Genomic DNA, 16,509 nt, shown 5'->3' with positions numbered 1-16,509 from the left:
GCAACAAGAACAACCGGCTGGACAGGCGGGTAAGGAAGACGGGTAAGGACCATGGCACTCATCAAGAAGACCAAGATCGACACGGCGCGCACCGTCCGGACCAAGTCCGGCGCCGACGAGGAGGGTCCGGACCGGTCCGCTTCCGCATCCGCGCCGACCGCCACCCCGGCAGCCCCGGCAGCAGTTACCACGGGTGCGCCGCAGCGCCGCCGGGCTCGCGCCGATTCGCGCCGCCGGCAGGCCGCCACCGGCATCGCCGCCGCCTCGACCGAGCTGGCCAGCGGCATCACCCAGGCGGCGTCGGCGGCGGAGGAACTGCGCCGGGCGATGGAGCAGATCGCCGCCGGAGCCGAGCAGTCGGCCGGCGCCACCCAGCAGTCGCAGCGCATGATCGGCCGCGCGTCGGAACTGCTGACCCGCTCGCGCAGCACGGCGGAACAGGCGGTGCTGCGGGTCGAGGCGTTGCAGGCGACGCTGAAGGACGTCAGCGGCCAGATCCTGTCCTCCATCGAGGGCATCGTCCGCGCCGCCGAACGGCAGGAAGCCTCGGTGCGTCTGGTCCGCGACCTGGAGGCCCAGGCCCGCGAGATCGGCACCATCGTGCAGAGCGTCGCCGCCATCGCCGACCAGACCAACCTGCTGGCGCTGAACGCCGCCATCGAGGCAGCCCGTGCCGGGGAGGCCGGCAAGGGCTTCGCCGTCGTCGCCGACGAGGTGCAGGCGCTGGCCGAACGGTCGGAACGCAGCGCCAACGGCATCCAGGCGATGGTCGCGGAAATCCAGGATGCGGTGGCCGCCATCGCCGCCGGCATCGTCGCCTCGTCCGATGCGGCCAAGGCGGAAGTGGAGCGCGGCCGCAGGATCGTCGAGCAGCTGGAAGGCGTGCGGTCGGACATGACGACCATCGTCCAGGGCGCGCAGGAGACGATCCGCGCCGCGGTCGAGGCCGATCAGGCGGCGCGCGAGGCCCTGCGCGGGGCGGAGACCATCGCCGCCAGCGCCGAGGAACAGTCCGCCGCCGCCGAGGAGGCGCTGAGGACCGCCGGTGAGCAGGCCGTTGCATTGGGCCAGAGCCAGCGCGCCGCCGGCCAGCTGTCCGAGGTGGCCGAGGATCTGGAGGGCACCGCCGACCTCGCCGCCACCGCCGACGAGCTGGCCTCGGCCGCCGAGGAGCTGTCGGCCGCCATCGAGGAGATCAACCGCGGGGCGGCCCAGATCATGACCGCCATCGGCCAGATCTCCGGCGGGGCGCAGTCGCAGAGCGCGGCCACCCACCAGCTTGCCTCCGCCATTGCGGAGATCGACGCGGCGGCGACGCTGGCCGCCGGCCGGGCCGGCGAGTCGGTGGAACGCTGCACGGCGATGGAAGGGTTGCTGGGCGAGACGCGCGAGACCATCGGCCGGCTGGCCGACGGCATGCTGGAGGCAGTGGAGTCCTCCCGCCGGGCAGGGGACCGGCTGGACGCGCTGGACCGGATCGGCCGGCGCATCGACAAGGTGGTGGACGCCATCGCCACCGTCGCCATCCAGACCGGGATGCTGGCGGTCAGCGGCTCCATCGAGGCGGCGCGGGCAGGCGAGTTCGGCCGCGGCTTCACCGTGGTCAGCGGCGACATCCGCAAGCTGGCCGGCGACAGCGCGGACAGTGCGGAGCGGGTGAAGGACATCGTCCGCGACATCCAGGACCAGATGCTGCGGGTTCGCCGCGACGTGGAGGAGGTGTCCGCCACCGCGGTGACGGAGATCGCGCGCCACCGTGCCTTCGGCGTCACCCTGACCGCCGGCGCGCAGGAGCTGCGGGTGGTCACCGCCGGCAGCCGTGAAATCCTGGAAGCCGCCACCGAGACGACCGGCGCGCTCCGCGAGACCCGCGTCGGCGTGGAGCAGGTGGCCACCGCCGCCGCCGCCGCGAACCTCGCCGGCACCGAAGCGGCCAAGGCCGCGCGCGAGCAGGCGAAGGGGGCCGAGGAACTGGCGTCGGCGATCGAGGAGATCGCGACGATGGCCGACAGCCTGCTGGGCGCGGTTTGACCGCCGTGGCCGGGAAGGCGCCCCGGGAGGCGCCCCGGGAGGCGGACGGCGTTCTCGACTTCGTCACGGTGACGGTCGCCGACCTGCGCCTCGCCCTGCCGCTGCCGGCGGTCCATGCGGTGATCCGGCTGCCGGAGCTGGTGCGCATCCCGCTGGGGCCGCCCAGCCTGGACGGGCTGGCGCACTGGCATGGCGACGCGGTGCCGGTGCTGGACCTCGCCGGGGCGCTGGGCAGGCCCAGTGGCGCGGCGCCGACGCGGGAGACGCGGGTGGTGCTGGTCGGGCATCGCGGCCATACGGGCGGCCAGACGGTGGGTCTGCGGGTGGATGCGATGGCCGGCATCCTGCGCAGCAACCCCGACCGCATCGATCCGGTGACGCAGGAGGAGGGCGGGCTCGACCCCGCCATGCTGGACGGCCTGCTGCGCGACGGCCCGGCCACCATCCTGAAGCTGGATGCGCTGATCGACCGCCAGTTCGGCGATCCGGCGGAGATGGAGCGGACGGACCGGGGTTCGGCCTCGGCAACTGCCGGCTTCGGTCCCGTGCCGGCCGGCGGAACCGGTGCCGTGGGTGGCGCCAAGGCAGGTATCGACCGCCAGGCCCTGCTGGTCTTCGAAGTCGCGGGACAGCAATTCGCCCTGCCGGTGGATCGGGTGCGCGAGGTTCTGCCGGCCCCGCGCGAGATCACCCGCATGGCGCGGTCCAGGGCGCATCTGCTGGGCGTGATGGCGGTGCGCGACCGGCTGCTGCCGCTGGTGGGATTGCGCGCCCTGTTCGGGCTGGATGAGGCCGGCGGGCATGAATCCAGCGGATTGGCGACCGGGCGCCGCGTCGTTGTGGTGCGCTCCGGGAGCGGGCAGGCGCCGGTCGGCGTGCTGGTGGACGAGGTGCGCGAGATTCTGCGGATCGACCCGGCGCTGATCGACCCGGTGCCGCCGTTGCTCGCCCGCGAGCCGGAATTCGAGGATCTGGACGGCATCGCCAGAGCCGGCAGTGGGGCGGATGGCGGGGCGGATGGCACGGCCGGCGGCGGCCGGCGGCTGGTGTCGGTGCTGTCGGCGGAGCGGCTGTTCCGACATGGCGCCGCGATCGGCGCAGAGGCCGGCGCAGAGGCCGGCGCAGAGGCCGGCGCTGCGGAAGTGGGCGGACAGGGGGACGGGATGGAACCGGCACGGCCTGCGGACGGTCCCGATGGGAGCGGCGGTGCGGGGGAACGCTTCGTCGTCTTCCGCCTTGCCGGGGCGGAATATGGCCTGCCAGTCTCCGCCGTGCGCGAGGTGCTGCGCCGGCCCGACGCCATCACGCCGCTGCCCAATGCACCCGACTTCGTCGCCGGCGTGCTGACCCTGCGCGGCGAGGTGCTGCCGCTGATCGACCAGCGCCGGCTGCTGCACCTGCCGGCTGCCGACTCCAAGAGCGGGCTTTCCGGGACCGGGCCTGCCGGGCTGGAGCGCGGGCGGGTGGTGGTGGTCGGGCGCGACGGGCTGCTGGTCGGGCTGCTGGTCGACGGGCTGTCCGGCCTGCTGACCGTCCCGGTGGAGCGGATCGGTCCGGCCCCGGCGGTGTCGGCGGCGCAGCGCCGGCTGATCCGCCGGGTGGCGTCGCTGGATGTGGCAGGGGATGCGGCCGGGGATGCGGCCGGCGGCGCCCGCCTGATCCTGCTGATGGATGCGGACAGCCTGCTCGACATGGACCGACTGGCGGAGCTGCCCGTTACCCCGCGGTGACGGACGGATGGGGGGCGGCGTGCTGACGGTTCTGGTGGTGGACGATTCCGCGCTGATGCGCCGGCGCATCGCGGATCTCCTGGTCGAGGCCGGTTTCCGGGTGGAGACTGCGGCGACGGGGGAGGAGGCGCTGGCGCGCCTGCCGGAGGTCGATCCGGATGTGGTGACGCTGGACATCACCATGCCCGGCATGGACGGGCTGACCTGCCTTGCCCGCATCATGGTGGAGCATCCCAAGCCGGTCGTCATGGTCTCCGCCCTCACCGGGGCGGGGGCGGGGGAGACGCTGGAGGCGCTGCGGCTGGGAGCGGTGGAGGCGGTGCAGAAGCCTGCCGCCGGCTCCATCGGCCGCATCGGCGAGGAGTTGGTGGAGACGGTGCGCGCCGCCGCATCCTCCCGCCCGCGCCGGGTGCACGGCCTGCGCGAACGGCTGCGGCTGGCCCGCGCCCGCATCGTGGGTGAGGATTTCGTGGCGCCCGCACCGCCGGCGCCGCCCTCCGTGGCGGTGGAGGGGGAGGTCGAAGGCGTGGTGCTGGTCGGCGTGTCCACCGGCGGGCCCAGCACGCTGGAGGACATCCTGCCGCTGCTGCCGGCCGGCTTCCCCTGGCCGGTGGTGGTGGCGCAGCATATGCCGGTCGCCTTCACCGCGACGCTGGCGCGGCGGCTGGACGAGATGTGCGCGCTGAGCGTGGTGGAGGTGGAGCGGGCGACGGTGCTGGAGCCGGGCAGGATCTGCATCGCCCGCGGCGGCGCCGACGTGGAGCTGGCGCGGCGTGGCGGGCGGTTGCAGGCGGTCTGCGTGCCGGCCTCGCCCGACAGGCCCTGGCACCCCAACACCGACCGGCTGGTGACCAGCGCCATGCGGCTGCTGCCGCCGGACCGGCTGGTGGGGGTGCTGCTGACCGGCATGGGCAATGACGGGGCGGCGTCCATGGCCGAGCTGCACGCCCGCGGCGGCCGTACCATCGCGGAGTCGGAGGACAGCGCCGTGGTCTTCGGCATGCCGCAGGACCTGATCCGGCGCGGCGGTGCCGGCGTCGTTCTACCGTCGGACCGGATCGCCGGCCAGCTGAACCGCTGGCTGTCGCCTGCCGCGCGGCGGGCCGGACCCGCGCCGGGCAGGAAGGACTAGGGAGGGACGCCATGGGACTTGTGAAGAAGAAGGCCGCTCCGGAAGTCTCCCCGGCCGACGCCGGGGGTGCGCGCGATCCGCTGGCCGCTCTGGAGGATGCCGACGCCGCGGTCCGTCGCGATGCCGCCCATGGGCTGGGCCACAGCCCGCCGCCGGGTGCCGAAGCGGCGCTCGCCCACCGGCTTCAGGCTGAGGGCGACGCCGGCGTGCGCGAGGCCATCCTGACGGCGCTCGCCCGCATCGCCACGCCTGCGGCGGCGGCGGCCATCGTCCCCTTCCTCGACCGCGAGGATGCGGCCTTGCGCAACGCGGCGCTGGAAAGCCTGCAGCAGATGCCGGTGGAGGTCGCCGCCCCGGCACTGCTGCCGCTGCTCGACCATGCCGACACCGATCTGCGCATTTTCGCGGTGCAGGGGCTGGGGAGCCTCGTCCATCCGGACCGCGCCGAGTGGCTGGCACGGGTGATGGAACACGATTGCGACGTGAATGTCGGCCTTGCCGCGGTGGAGGCGCTGGCCGAGGCCGGCAGTCCGGAAGCGTTGTCCAGTCTGGAGACTCTGGCCCGCCGCTTCCCCGACGATGCCTTCGTCGCCTTCGCCGTCGATGCCGCGCGTTCCAGCTTCCGCGGACGGTGAACGGAGTGACCGAAACCGACCCGCAAGGCCTGTCGCCGGAGGATTATGCCACCCTGTGCGGCTTCCTGCGGGAGCGCACCGGCCTGTCCTTCACCGAGGCCAAGCGCTATTTCGTCGACCGCCGCGTCGCCGCCCGCATGCAGGCGGTCGGGGCGACGGATCTGCGCGCCTATATGAACCTGCTGCGCTTCCAGGCGTCGGGGGAGGAGCTTCAGCGGCTCGTCAACCTGATGACGGTGAACGAGACCTATTTCTTCCGCGAGAAGTACCAGTTCGACTGTCTGGTGAATTCCGTCCTCGACGAGCTGGTGCGGGGGCGGCCGAAGGGCTCGCGGCTGCGCATCTGGTCGGCCGGCTGCGCCACCGGGGAGGAGCCCTATTCCATCGCCATCATGCTGCTGGAGAACTGGAGCCGGGTGGACGATTACGAGATCGAGCTGCTGGCCTCCGACATCGACAGCGCGGTGCTGGAACGCGCGCGCGAGGGCATCTATGACGAGCGCGCCCTGCAGGGATTGCCGGCGCATCTGCGCGCCAAATATTTCCAGCCCCTGCGCGGGGGGGCCGAGGATTGGGGACCGCGCTGGCGGATCGTCGAGGATTTGCGGGACTCGGTCGATTTCTCGCTGGTCAACCTCGCCGACCCGCAGCAGGTGCGCGGTTTCCGCGGGATCGACGTGATCTTTTGCCGCAACCTGCTGATCTATTTCGACGATCTTGGCCGACGGGAGACGGCGAGCATGTTTCACGATGCCCTGGCGCCGGGCGGCTTCGTCTGTCTCGGCCATTCGGAAAGCATGAGCCGCATGTCCTCGCTGTTCGTGCCGCGCCGCTTCCCCGACGCCATCCTCTACCAGAAGCCGATCGACGGGGGTGCCGCATGAGCGCGAACGATACCGGAGGGCCGCGCGTCCTTGTGGTGGACGACGCCGTGACCGTCCGCGCCTTCAGCCGCCGGGTGCTGGAGGGTGCCGGCTTCGTGGTGGACGAGGCGGTGAACGGCATCGAGGGGCTGGAACGCGCCATGGCCGTCCCGCCCGATCTGGTGATCGTCGACGTCAACATGCGCAAGATGGACGGCTACACCATGCTGCGCGTCCTGCGCCGAGATCCGGTGTTGCGCGACGTGCCGGCCATCATGATCAGCACCGAAGCGAAAGACAGCGACCGCGAGCAGGCACTGCTGGCCGGCGCCAACTGGTACATCGTCAAGCCGCCGCGGCCGGAGGTGCTGGTGGAGGCGGCGCGGCTGCTGACCGGGCAACCTCTCGCCACGGAGGGCGCGCCATGAGCGAGCTGTTCGACCAGTTCGTCGTCGAGGCGCAGGAGCTGCTGGAGACGGCCGGCGGCGCGCTACTGGCGCTGGAGCGCGATCCCGCCGACCGGGCGTCGGTGGACGAGCTGTTCCGCGCCTTCCACACGCTGAAGGGGGCGAGTGGCCTGTTCGACATGGCGCCCTTCACCCGGCTGGTCCATGCCGGGGAGGACACGCTGTCGCTGCTGCGCGACGGCCGGCACGGCATGACGCCGGAGCTGGCCGACCGGCTGTTCCGTACGCTCGACCAGTGCGCCCGCTGGGTGGCGGCGCTGGAGGATACCGGCGCCCTGCCCGCCGACGCGGCACAGGCGGCGGACACCCTGGTCCGCGGGCTGTCCGGGGTGTCTGCGGAGGGGGCGGCCGGTGGCGGAGAGGCCGCCGGGGAGGCGGACGCCTTCCCCTGGGTGGCGGCGCTGGCCCGCGAGGACCGGGATGGGGTAGGGATGGCCGGCGGCGTGATTACCGCCATCGACTACAGGCCCGATCCGGAATGCTTCTTCACCGGCGACGATCCGCTGGCCCTGTTCCGGCGGGTCCCCGACCTGCGGTGGCTCCGGATCGAACCGGCGGAACCGCTTCCGGCCCTGGCGCAGATGGACCCCTACCGCTGCATGCTGCGTTTCCGCGCGTTGAGCGGCGCCGGGGTCGAGGCGGTGATGCCGGCCTTCCGCAGCGTTCCCGATCAGGTGCGGATCGGCAGCGTCACGCTGATGCCTGCTGCGGCGTCCGCCATGGCACAGCCTCCCGCCAAGCCGATTGCCATGGCGCCGCCGGGCTCGCTGGCGGCGGCGATGCTGGAGGAGCAGGCGCGCATTCTCGACCTGCCCGGCAGTGCCGCCGAACGCGGGTCGCGCAGCGCCGCGGTGGCGCGTGCGGTCGCCGCGATCCTGACCGCGCTGGGCCGGCCGGCCGACCGGGCCGTCGTGGCGGCGGCCTGCGCCGATGCCGGGACGTTGCGCCGCTTCCTGGCCGACGATCCTCTGGAAAACGGGCCTCCGGAAAACGGGCCTCCGGAAAAGCCCGCCGTGGCCGAGGCGCGGCCTGCCTCCCCGCGCCGCGCCCTGCGGGTGGAACCGGAGCGGATGGACGCGCTGATGGCGCTGGTCGGCGAGCTGTCGGTGATGAAGGGGCAGTTGGGGCCGCTGGTCCGCCGCGTCGGGGACGGCGAGGTGACGCGCGACATGAAGGCGTTCTCCGCCCGGCTGGACAGTCTGGTCGGCGACCTGCGCCATGCGGCGCTGCGCCTGCGGCTGCTGCCGCTCGCCCGCGTGTTCGATCCGCTGCCCCGGCTGGTGCGCGACACCGCCCGCCGGCTGGACAAGACGGTCGAGCTGGTGCTGGACGGGGCGGAGACGGAGGCCGACAAGGACATCCTCGACGTGCTGGGCGAGCCGTTGCTGCATCTGGTGCGCAACGCAATCGACCATGGCATCGAGGCACCGGAGCGCCGTGCCGCCTCGGGCAAGCCGCCGGGCGGCACCTTGCGGGTCCATGCCTTCCAGGACAAGGGCGGGGTGGTGGTGGAGGTGTCGGACGACGGCGCCGGCATCGACCCGGCGGCGATGCGCAAAGCCGCCGTCGCCAAGGGGTTGCTCACCCCGGATGCCGCCGCGGCGCTCGGCGACGACGATGCCGTGCGGCTGGTCTTCGCTCCGGGCTTCAGCACCGCCGGCAGCGTGTCCGACCTGTCGGGCCGCGGGGTCGGCATGGATGCGGTGCGCACGGCGGTGGAACGGGCCGGCGGCCGGGTGGAGATCGCCTCGACCCCCGGCAGCGGCACGCGGGTGCGGCTGTCGCTGCCGCTGACGCTCAGCATCACCCGGGTCGTGGTGGTGGAGGCGGCGGGATCCTTCTATGGCATCCCGGTGGCGGTGGTCGGTGGCGTCCAGCGGGTGCCGCGGGCAGAGATCCGCGGGGTGAAGCGGGCGGAAAGCATCGTGCTGCGCGACCGGGTGGTGCCGCTGGTCCGCCTGCGCCGCCTGTTGGGCCAGCCCCCCGATGACGGGGGCGGGCACGGGCGCGGGGGTGGGGGCGAGGCCGACTGCGTCGTGCTCGCCGAACTGAGCGATGGGCCGGTCGCCGTGGCGGTGGACGATGTCGGTGAGCGCGCCGACGTGGTGCTGCGTCCGATGACCGGGGTTCTGCGGGGGCTGCGCGGCTATGCCGGCACGGCGGTGCTGGGCGACGGCCGGCTGATCCTGGTGCTCGATTTGCGGGAGTTGTTGTGATGCCGATCCGTTATGACGCCGACCTCGCCCGCTTCGAGGACGCCTGCACCGTCGAGGACGCCCTGCCGCTCGCCGAATGGCTGGAGGCGACGGCGGCGCCGCGCGTCGATCTGTCGGCCTGCACCGACCTGCACACGGCACTGCTGCAACTCTTGCTGGCGGCGCGGCCGACGATGACGGCGGGGCCGGAGGACGCGTTTCTGGCGCGCGTCATCTCCCTCCCTGCCACCGGTCCCTGAACACCAGCTCGTCCAAGGGCAGGCGCTTGCGCCAGCCCTTGGTTTCCAGTTCTGGCGTCGCTTCGAAATGGGTGACGTGGCCGAGGCAGAGATAGGCGATCGGCACGATCCGCTCGGGGATGCCGAGCGCTTCCCTCAGCGCCTCCTCGTGCAGGATGCTGACCCAGCCGACCCCGAGCCCTTCCGCCCTGGCGGCCAGCCACAGATTCTGCACGGCGCAGACGCAGCTGTAGAGGTCCATCGCCGGCATGTGGGTGCGGCCCAGCACCACCGGGCCGGAGCGCTCGCGGTCGCAGGTGATGCACAGGTTCACCGGCGCCTCGCGGATGCCCTCCAGCTTCAGGCGGCTGTAGAGGCTGCGCCGCTCGCCGTCGAACATCGCCTCCGCCTCCTCGTTGGCGCGGGCGAAATCGGCGTGGATGCGGGACTTCACCTGCGGATCGGTGACGACGATGAAGTTCCAGGGCTGCATGAAGCCGACCGACGGGGCATGGTGGGCGGCCAGCAGGATGCGGGTCAGCACCTCGTCCGGAACCGGGTCGGGGCGGAACTGCCCGCGCACGTCGCGGCGGGAAAAGATCGCCTTGTAGAGCGCGTCACGCTCCGCCGTGGTGAAATCCTCCTCCATCGTCACCCCCCCGCAATCAGATGGACGAAAGAGCCGAGCGCCCGCCCGCGCCGGCTGCCCAGCGCGCCCAGGTCGCTGCCGTCCGCCGCGGTCGCCTGCAGCAGCGGGGCGTCGTCGCCGCGGGACAGGGTGGAGGCGTAATGGAACTCATGCCCCATCAGCGGCGATCCTGCCGGTCCCAGCGGTCCGTCGGCCAGCAGCGACGCCCGGCGATAGCCCAGATGCAGCCGCCGCTTGGCGAAGGAGGTGCGCACCCCCAGCAGCCCGGTCATCGGGTGGGTGACGCCGTCGGCATCCTCCAGCGTTTCGCCCATCACCATGTAGCCGCCGCACTCGCCATAGACCGGCACCCGCTCCGACGCCGCGCGCAGGCCGTCGCGGAAGACGTGGCTGGCGGCGAGACGGCCGGCGTGCAGCTCCGGATAGCCGCCGGGCAGATAGACGGCGTCCGAGCCCGGTGGCGGCGCCTCGTCGGCCAGGGGGGAGAAGAAGTGCAGCTCCGCGCCCGCCGCCTGCCAGCCGGCGGTCAGGTGGGGATAGACGAAGGTGAAGGCGGCGTCCCGCGCGATGGCGATGCGCTGGCCCAGTGGCGGCAGGGCGGGGGCGTCGCTGCCGCGCCCGGCCTTGGACGGCTTGGCCAGGGCGAGGGTGCGGTCGAGATCGACATGCTCGGCGATGAAGCGGCCAAGCGCAGCCAGCCGGTCGGACAGCCCCTCCGTCTCGTCGGCCTGGACGAGGCCGAGATGGCGTTCGGGCAGGCTGAGGTCCGGCGCGCGCGGCAGGGCACCCAGCAAGGGGATGCCCAGCGCTTCGATGGCGTTGCCGGCCAATGACGTGTGGCGCGGGCTGCCGACATTGTTCAGCACGACGCCGCCGATGGTCACGTCGTCGCGGTAGGTGGCGAAGCCCTTCACCAGGGCGGCGGCCGACTGCGACTGGCCCTTGGCGTTCACCACCAGCAGGACCGGCCAGCCGGTGCGGGCCGCGATCTCCGCCGTCGAGCCGGTGCCGGTGGCCCCGACGCCGGCGACGCCGTCGAACAGGCCCATCAGCGCCTCGCAGACCAGCAGATCGGCGCCCTCGGCGGCGCGGGCGGCCAGCCCGTCCAGCAAGTCCGGCCCCATCGCCCAGGTATCCAGGTTGACGCTGGGCCGGCCAGTGGCGGCGCGGTGGAAAGCCGGGTCGATGTAGTCCGGCCCCGACTTCACTGCCCCCACCGCCACGCCGCGGGCGCGGAGCGCTGCCAGCAGGCCGAGCGTCAGCGTCGTCTTGCCGGTGCCGGAGGCCGGCGCCGCGATGATGAGACCATTAGCCATGCTGAAGCGCCGTCTGGGCCGGCAGCCATTCCAGCGCCGGGCGCAGCCGCACCACCTCGCCGATCACGATGATGGCCGGCGGCTCCAGCCCGCTCGCCGCCAGATCGGCGACGCAGGTGCCGAGGCTGGTGACGAGGCTCTTCTGGTTGGCGGTCGTCGCCTCCGTCACCACGCCGACGGGGGTGTCGGCGGACAGGCCGCCGGCCATCAGCTCCGCCGCGATGGTCGGCAGCGCCTTCCACCCCATATAGAGGATCAACGGCGCCTTGGTGGCGGCCAGCGCCCGCCAGTCCGGCCCGCCGCCCAGCGAATGGCCGGTCGCCAGGATCACCGCCTGGTTGGTGTCGCGGTGGGTCGCCGGGATGCCGGCATAGGCCGGGCCGGCGATGCCGGACGTGATGCCGGGCACGATGCGGAAGGGGATGCCCTCCGCCGCCAGTGCCTGTGCCTCCTCGCCGCCGCGGCCGAAGACGAAGGGGTCGCCGCCCTTCAGGCGCAGGACGCGGTGCCCCTCCTTCGCCAGTTCGATCAGGCGGTTGGTGATGTCGTCCTGATGGGCGGAGGGACGGCCGCCGCGCTTTCCGGCGAACTCCAGCCTTGCCGACGGGCTGGCGAGCGCCATGATCCGTTCGCCGACCAGCGCGTCATGGACGATGACGTCGGCTTGCCTTAGACCTTGCAGCGCCAGCAGGGTCAGCAGGCCGGGGTCGCCTGGGCCGGACCCGGCCAGCCAGACGCTGCCGGGGGCGAAGGGAACCAGGACGCTTTCGGGAATGGACGACTCAAACGACATGAACGCGGACTCGGGCTCGGAGAAGACGGAAGGCGGTGCGGAGGATGCTACACCCTTGCGCCGCGGCTGGACGACGGGAACCTGCGCCACCGCCGCGGCGCGTGCGGCGGCGGATGCCCTGTTCGGCGGGGAGTTCCCCGACCCGGTGACGGTGACCCTGCCCGGCGGCCAGACCCCGGCCTTCGCTCTGGCCGTGACCGAACGGGGCGAGGGGGCGGATGGCTCGCCGGGCGAACTCCCGGGCGGACCCTGGGCCATGGCCGGCATAATCAAGGATGCCGGCGACGATCCCGACGTGACCCATGGCGCGCTGGTGCGGGCGCGGGTGTGGCGCGGTGCGCCCGGCAGCGGCGTGACGTTCCGCGCCGGTCCCGGCGTCGGCACCGTGACCCTGCCCGGCCTGCCCTTGGCCGTTGGCGAGCCGGCGATCAACCCGGTGCCGCGCCGCATGATCGCGCAGGCGGTGGGGGAGGCCGCCGCCGCCGCCGGCCAGCCGGCCGATCTGGTGGTCGAGGTCGGGGTGGAGAATGGCGAACTGCTTGCCAAGCGCACCATGAACGGGCGGCTCGGTATCCTCGGCGGGCTGTCGATCCTGGGAACCACGGGGATCGTCGTGCCCTATTCCTGCGCGGCCTGGATCGCCTCGATTCAGCGCGGAGTTGACGTGGCGCGGGCGGCCGGATTGGCCCATGTCGCGGCCTGCACCGGCGATCTGTCGGAAAAGGCGGTGGTGGCGCGCTATGGCCTGTCGGAACAGGCTCTGCTCGACATGGGCGATTTCGTCGGCGGCACGCTGAAGTACCTGCGCCGGCACCCGATCCCCCGCCTGACGCTGTGCGGCGGCTTCGCCAAATTCGGCAAGCTGGCGCGAGGGCTGATGGATTTGCACAGCAAGCGCAACAGTGTGGACTTCGACTGGCTGGCGGCACGGCTGGCCGATCTCGGGGCCGGGCCGGAGCTGGTCGCGCAGGCGCGCGGCGCCAACACCGCGGCGCAGGTGCTGGGCATGGCGGACGCCGCCGGCCTGGCCCTGGCCGACCATGTGGCCGAGCTGGCGCGCCGTGCCGCGCAGGAGGTGCTGGAGGATGCGCCGGTTGCGGTCGAGGTGCTGGTCACCGACCGCCAGGGGCGCATCGTCGGCGAGGCTCACTCCCCCAACTCCTGGCCCAACCCCCGGTAGCGCCGCACATGGCTGCCGTCATACAGCGCGCTGCAACGGAATTCCTCATGGCCCAGCGCCGGGCCGACCAGGATCAGCGCGGTCCGTTCCATCGGTGAGGCCGCGACCTGCGCCGCGATGTCGGCCAGCGTGCCGCGCAGCACCCGCTCGTCCGGCCAGGTGGCGCGGTAGACCACCGCCGCCGGGCAGTCGGCGCCGTAGAGCGGGGTCAGCCGCTCCACCACCCGGTCGATGACGTGGATCGACAGGTGGACCGCCAGCGTCGCCCCGGACGCGCCCAGCACCTCCAGCGTCTCTTTCGCCGGCATCGCCGAGGCGCGGCCTTCGGTGCGGGTCAGGATCAGCGTCTGGCTGACCTCCGGCAGGGTCAGCTCCCGCCCAAGTGCGGCCGATGCGGCGGCGAAGGCCGGCACGCCGGGGGTGATGGTGTAGGGGATGCCCAGCTCCCGCAGTGCGCGGGTCTGTTCGCCCAAGGCGCTGTAGACCGACAGGTCGCCGGAATGCAGCCGGGCGACGTCCTGGCCGGCGGCATGGGCGGACTGGAACTCGGCGACGATCTCCTCCAGCGTCAGCGGCGCGGTGTCGACGATCCGCGCGCCGGCCGGCGCATGGGCGATGATCTCCTTCGGCACCAGCGAGCCGGCATAGAGGCAGACCGGGCAGCGGGCGATCAGGTCGCGGCCGCGCAGGGTCAGCAGGTCAGGAGCGCCCGGTCCGGCACCGATGAAATGGACGGTCATGAACGGGTCTCCGAAAGGGCGACTGCGGGTAAAGCAAGTGCGACAGTGGCGCGAGGGGTCGAGCGGCGCGGCAGCAGCAGGCGCGATCCCGGCCCGGCGGCGGCCAGTGCCGCGGCTTCTGCCACCGAGGCCAGCCCGACCGCGGCCAGCACGGTGGAGGAGCGGGTGTGGACGCGGTCCTGTGCCGCCAGCATCGCGTCCTCTTCGATGAAGCGCAGCGGCAGGCCGAGTGCCCGGGCAGCCTCCGCCAATCCCGCCTCGTCGGCCTTCATCGCCGGGGCCGCCAGCGCCGCCAGCTGGCGCGCGGCATCGGGCAGGGCCGCCTCGTCGAAGGCGGTGGCGACCAGATTGGCGATCTCCTCCCAACCGCAGCCTCGGCGGCAGCCCAGCCCGACAAAGACCGGGCCGAACAGCATGGCATCGGGTGTCAGGCGGTCCATGTGCCCTCCCCATACGGCTTTTCCGCTCGCCACAGCGTGACCGGCATCGACGCGCGCCAGCCGCGGAAGCCGCCGACCGCCGAGGCGCGGGCCACCGAAATCTGGGTCAGATCGCCACCCAGCCGCTTGTGCGCGTCGAACAGCACAGCCTCGCTTTCCAGCGTCACCGCATTGGCGGCGATCCGGCCGCCGGGAGGCAGGGCGTCCCAGCAGGCGGCCAGCAGGCCATCCGCGGTCAGCCCGCCGCCGATGAAGACGGCGTCCGGCCGCTCCAGACCCTCCAGCGCGGCCGGCGCCTTGCCGCGCGCCAGCGTCAGGCCGGGCACGCCGAGGGCGGTGGCGTTGGTCAGGATGCGGGCGATCCGCTCCGGGTGATGGTCGACGGCGATGGCACGGTTGGCCGGATCACGCAGCATCCATTCGATTCCGATGGAGCCCGACCCGGCGCCGACGTCCCACAGCAGCTCGCCCCGGCGAGGCGCCAGGAAGGAGAGGGTGACGGCGCGCACCTCGCGCTTGGTGATCTGGCCGTCATGCTCGAACCAGTCGTCGGGCAGGCCGGGCGCCAGCGGCAGGATGCGGGCGCCGGGGGCGGCGACACAGTCGAGCGCGATGGTGTTGAGGTCGGCTGTGCGCTCGGTCGTCCAGCCATCGGCGGTGGCCTCCAGCCGGGCCTCGCGCGGGCCGCCCATCGCCTCCAGCACCGTCAGGCGCGAGGCGCCGAAGCCGCGGGCGCACAGCAGGGCGGCCAGCCTGGCCGGGGTCGTTCCGTCCCAGGAAAGAAGCAGCAGCTTGGTGTTCGGTTGCAGATGCGGAACGACCTGCTCCAGTGGCCGGCCGTGAACGGTCAGGCAGCGGCAGTCCTGCAACGGCCAGCCCAGCCGGGATGCGGCGAGGCTGAAGGCGGAAGCCGCTGGAATCACCGTCGTTTCCGTAGCCGGAACGAGTCGCGACAGGGTGGCGCCCACCCCATACCAGGACGGATCGCCGCTCGCCAGCACGCAGACCCGCTGGCCGCGCATGCTGAGCAGGCCGGGGAAGGCATCGGTCATCGGCGACGGCCAGGGTAGCCGTTCCTGCCCCGCAACGACCGGTACGAGATCGAGATGGCGGCTGCCGCCATGGAGGATGGCTGCGCTTTCCACCGCCGCGCGGGCGGCGGGCGACAAACCGTCCCAGCCATCTTCGCCGATGCCGACGATGCTGAGCCAGCGGGCCGTTCCCATGCTATCCATGGCGCCGATCCTGACGGGTGGGGAGGGGGAGTTGGTCAAGGCGCTGATTTTGGGCGGCACGACGGAGGCGGCGGCGCTGGCCAAGCAGCTCGCCGGCCATTCGCGCATCGACGCCCGTGTGTCGCTGGCCGGCCGCACGAAGAACCCGGTGCTGCCGCCGCTGCCGACCCGCATCGGCGGCTTCGGCGGGGTGGAGGGGCTGGCCGAATACCTGCGCGCCGAGGGCATCGGGGCGGTGATCGATGCGACCCATCCCTTCGCGGCCCAGATCTCCGCCAATGCCGCCGCGGCCTGTGCGCTGGCGGGGGTGCCGTTGCGCCTGCTGACCCGACCGGCCTGGGTGGCGGGGCCGGGCGACCGCTGGATCGGCGTGCCGGACATGGATGCCGCGGCGCTGGCACTGCGCGATCTGGGCGACACCGTGTTCCTGACCATCGGCCGGCAGGAGGTCGCGGCCTTCGAGGCGATGCCGGACAAGCGTTACCTGATCCGTGCCGTCGACCCGCCCGATCCGATGCCGGCCCTGCCGCGCATGAGCCTGATCCTCGACCGCGGGCCGTTCACCGTCGAGAGTGAACTGGCGCTGATGCGGGGGGAGGTGGTGGAGGTGGTCGTCAGCAAGAACAGCGGCGGGCGCGCCACCGACGCGAAGCTGGAGGCTGCACGCCGACTGGGCCTGCCGGTGGTGATGGTGGGTCTCTTATAAACAACTGACGCGGGCGACGGATAGAGAGGGGGGGAATTAGGGTGGGGGCGCGGCGATTTCAAAAAAAAAAAAGAGGAAGGAGAATACGACGATTATGAATCTGATAAATATTGTGATAGTATGCCTACATACGCAGCATCAAGTTTACCATTCTTACT

Annotated in this window: 16 protein-coding genes; 10 read left to right on the top strand and 6 right to left on the bottom strand. The window is 72.5% G+C overall.

The window, feature by feature from the left end:
* Nucleotides 1-51: 51 nt before the first annotated feature.
* From GBZ48_RS22280 to GBZ48_RS22245, 8 genes are read left to right on the top strand one after another with little or no spacing between them, the layout of a single operon-like run.
* Entirely contained in the window at nt 52-2,031 is a 1,980-nt protein-coding gene (locus GBZ48_RS22280) for a methyl-accepting chemotaxis protein (RefSeq protein WP_174473014.1), read from the top strand.
* A gap of 5 nt (nt 2,032-2,036) precedes the next feature.
* On the top strand, nt 2,037-3,761 hold the full coding sequence (locus GBZ48_RS22275) for a chemotaxis protein CheW (protein WP_343049629.1): 1,725 nt from the start codon (nt 2,037-2,039) through the stop codon (nt 3,759-3,761).
* Between the two features lie 19 nt (nt 3,762-3,780).
* Nucleotides 3,781-4,893 (top strand): chemotaxis-specific protein-glutamate methyltransferase CheB, encoded by a 1,113-nt coding sequence (gene cheB, locus GBZ48_RS22270; RefSeq protein ID WP_174473012.1) that lies wholly within the window; start codon nt 3,781-3,783, stop codon nt 4,891-4,893.
* 11 nt (nt 4,894-4,904) lie between these two features.
* Nucleotides 4,905-5,528 (top strand): HEAT repeat domain-containing protein, encoded by a 624-nt coding sequence (locus GBZ48_RS22265; protein ID WP_174473011.1) that lies wholly within the window; start codon nt 4,905-4,907, stop codon nt 5,526-5,528.
* Between the two features lie 5 nt (nt 5,529-5,533).
* On the top strand, nt 5,534-6,412 hold the full coding sequence (locus tag GBZ48_RS22260; protein ID WP_174473010.1) for a CheR family methyltransferase: 879 nt from the start codon (nt 5,534-5,536) through the stop codon (nt 6,410-6,412).
* Nucleotides 6,409-6,819: a response regulator gene (locus tag GBZ48_RS22255; RefSeq protein WP_174473009.1), complete on the top strand. Its 411-nt coding sequence runs from the start codon at nt 6,409-6,411 to the stop codon at nt 6,817-6,819. The genes GBZ48_RS22260 and GBZ48_RS22255 overlap by 4 nt, the downstream gene beginning before the upstream one ends.
* Complete coding sequence (locus GBZ48_RS22250) at nt 6,816-9,074, top strand: chemotaxis protein CheA (protein ID WP_174473008.1); 2,259 nt, start codon at nt 6,816-6,818, stop codon at nt 9,072-9,074. Before GBZ48_RS22255 ends, GBZ48_RS22250 begins: the two co-directional genes overlap by 4 nt.
* Nucleotides 9,074-9,313: a hypothetical protein gene (locus tag GBZ48_RS22245; protein ID WP_174473007.1), complete on the top strand. Its 240-nt coding sequence runs from the start codon at nt 9,074-9,076 to the stop codon at nt 9,311-9,313. The genes GBZ48_RS22250 and GBZ48_RS22245 overlap by 1 nt, the downstream gene beginning before the upstream one ends.
* On the opposite strand, the gene bluB is transcribed toward GBZ48_RS22245, so the two are convergent.
* The 3 genes from bluB to cobA are packed head-to-tail and all read right to left on the bottom strand — an operon-like array spanning nt 9,285 to nt 12,050.
* Nucleotides 9,285-9,941: a 5,6-dimethylbenzimidazole synthase gene (gene bluB / locus GBZ48_RS22240; RefSeq protein ID WP_174473006.1), complete on the bottom strand. Its 657-nt coding sequence runs from the start codon at nt 9,939-9,941 to the stop codon at nt 9,285-9,287. The genes GBZ48_RS22245 and bluB overlap by 29 nt on opposite strands.
* A gap of 2 nt (nt 9,942-9,943) precedes the next feature.
* Entirely contained in the window at nt 9,944-11,257 is a 1,314-nt protein-coding gene (locus tag GBZ48_RS22235) for a cobyrinic acid a,c-diamide synthase CobB (protein WP_174473005.1), read from the bottom strand.
* A complete protein-coding gene (gene cobA / locus GBZ48_RS22230; RefSeq protein WP_174473004.1) occupies nt 11,250-12,050 on the bottom strand; it encodes a uroporphyrinogen-III C-methyltransferase in 801 nt (266 codons plus the stop codon). The genes GBZ48_RS22235 and cobA overlap by 8 nt, the downstream gene beginning before the upstream one ends.
* On the opposite strand from cobA, the gene GBZ48_RS22225 reads away from it, so the two are divergent.
* Complete coding sequence (locus GBZ48_RS22225) at nt 12,049-13,230, top strand: cobalt-precorrin-5B (C(1))-methyltransferase (protein ID WP_174473003.1); 1,182 nt, start codon at nt 12,049-12,051, stop codon at nt 13,228-13,230. The two genes, cobA and GBZ48_RS22225, sit on opposite strands and share 2 nt — an antisense overlap.
* Here the strand turns inward: GBZ48_RS22225 and cobM are convergent.
* Genes cobM through cbiE form a run of 3 tightly spaced genes read right to left on the bottom strand, consistent with a single transcriptional unit; the run spans nt 13,197 to nt 15,636 of the window.
* A complete protein-coding gene (gene cobM, locus GBZ48_RS22220) occupies nt 13,197-13,970 on the bottom strand; it encodes a precorrin-4 C(11)-methyltransferase (protein ID WP_174473002.1) in 774 nt (257 codons plus the stop codon). The genes GBZ48_RS22225 and cobM overlap by 34 nt on opposite strands.
* On the bottom strand, nt 13,967-14,410 hold the full coding sequence (locus GBZ48_RS22215; protein WP_174473001.1) for a cobalamin biosynthesis protein: 444 nt from the start codon (nt 14,408-14,410) through the stop codon (nt 13,967-13,969). Before GBZ48_RS22215 ends, cobM begins: the two co-directional genes overlap by 4 nt.
* Nucleotides 14,398-15,636 carry a precorrin-6y C5,15-methyltransferase (decarboxylating) subunit CbiE gene (gene cbiE, locus GBZ48_RS22210; protein ID WP_174473058.1) on the bottom strand — a complete coding sequence of 413 codons (1,239 nt, stop codon included), beginning with the start codon at nt 15,634-15,636 and terminating at the stop codon, nt 14,398-14,400. The genes GBZ48_RS22215 and cbiE overlap by 13 nt, the downstream gene beginning before the upstream one ends.
* Nucleotides 15,637-15,643: 7 nt before the next feature.
* Between cbiE and GBZ48_RS22205 the strand changes: the two genes are divergently transcribed.
* A complete protein-coding gene (locus GBZ48_RS22205; protein WP_246307376.1) occupies nt 15,644-16,351 on the top strand; it encodes a cobalt-precorrin-6A reductase in 708 nt (235 codons plus the stop codon).
* The last annotated feature ends 158 nt before the right edge of the window (nt 16,352-16,509 follow it).

The sequence above is a fragment of the Azospirillum melinis genome, assembly GCF_013340935.1.
Taxonomy (GTDB): domain Bacteria; phylum Pseudomonadota; class Alphaproteobacteria; order Azospirillales; family Azospirillaceae; genus Azospirillum; species Azospirillum melinis.
This window is presented reverse-complemented; position numbering and strand designations above follow the sequence as displayed.

Excerpts from the sequence above, each read along its gene's own strand:
- GBZ48_RS22280 (WP_174473014.1), top strand. The coding sequence starts at position 52 with ATGGCACTCATCAAGAAGACCAAGATCGACACGGCGCGCACCGTCCGG.
- GBZ48_RS22265 (WP_174473011.1), top strand. The coding sequence starts at position 4,905 with ATGGGACTTGTGAAGAAGAAGGCCGCTCCGGAAGTCTCCCCGGCCGAC.
- GBZ48_RS22255 (WP_174473009.1), top strand. The coding sequence starts at position 6,409 with ATGAGCGCGAACGATACCGGAGGGCCGCGCGTCCTTGTGGTGGACGAC.
- GBZ48_RS22250 (WP_174473008.1), top strand. The coding sequence starts at position 6,816 with ATGAGCGAGCTGTTCGACCAGTTCGTCGTCGAGGCGCAGGAGCTGCTG.
- GBZ48_RS22245 (WP_174473007.1), top strand. The coding sequence starts at position 9,074 with ATGCCGATCCGTTATGACGCCGACCTCGCCCGCTTCGAGGACGCCTGC.
- bluB (WP_174473006.1), bottom strand. The coding sequence starts at position 9,941 with ATGGAGGAGGATTTCACCACGGCGGAGCGTGACGCGCTCTACAAGGCG.
- GBZ48_RS22235 (WP_174473005.1), bottom strand. The coding sequence starts at position 11,257 with ATGGCTAATGGTCTCATCATCGCGGCGCCGGCCTCCGGCACCGGCAAG.
- GBZ48_RS22225 (WP_174473003.1), top strand. The coding sequence starts at position 12,049 with ATGAACGCGGACTCGGGCTCGGAGAAGACGGAAGGCGGTGCGGAGGAT.
- cobA (WP_174473004.1), bottom strand. The coding sequence starts at position 12,050 with ATGTCGTTTGAGTCGTCCATTCCCGAAAGCGTCCTGGTTCCCTTCGCC.
- cobM (WP_174473002.1), bottom strand. The coding sequence starts at position 13,970 with ATGACCGTCCATTTCATCGGTGCCGGACCGGGCGCTCCTGACCTGCTG.
- GBZ48_RS22215 (WP_174473001.1), bottom strand. The coding sequence starts at position 14,410 with ATGGACCGCCTGACACCCGATGCCATGCTGTTCGGCCCGGTCTTTGTC.
- cbiE (WP_174473058.1), bottom strand. The coding sequence starts at position 15,636 with ATGGGAACGGCCCGCTGGCTCAGCATCGTCGGCATCGGCGAAGATGGC.
- GBZ48_RS22205 (WP_246307376.1), top strand. The coding sequence starts at position 15,644 with ATGGCGCCGATCCTGACGGGTGGGGAGGGGGAGTTGGTCAAGGCGCTG.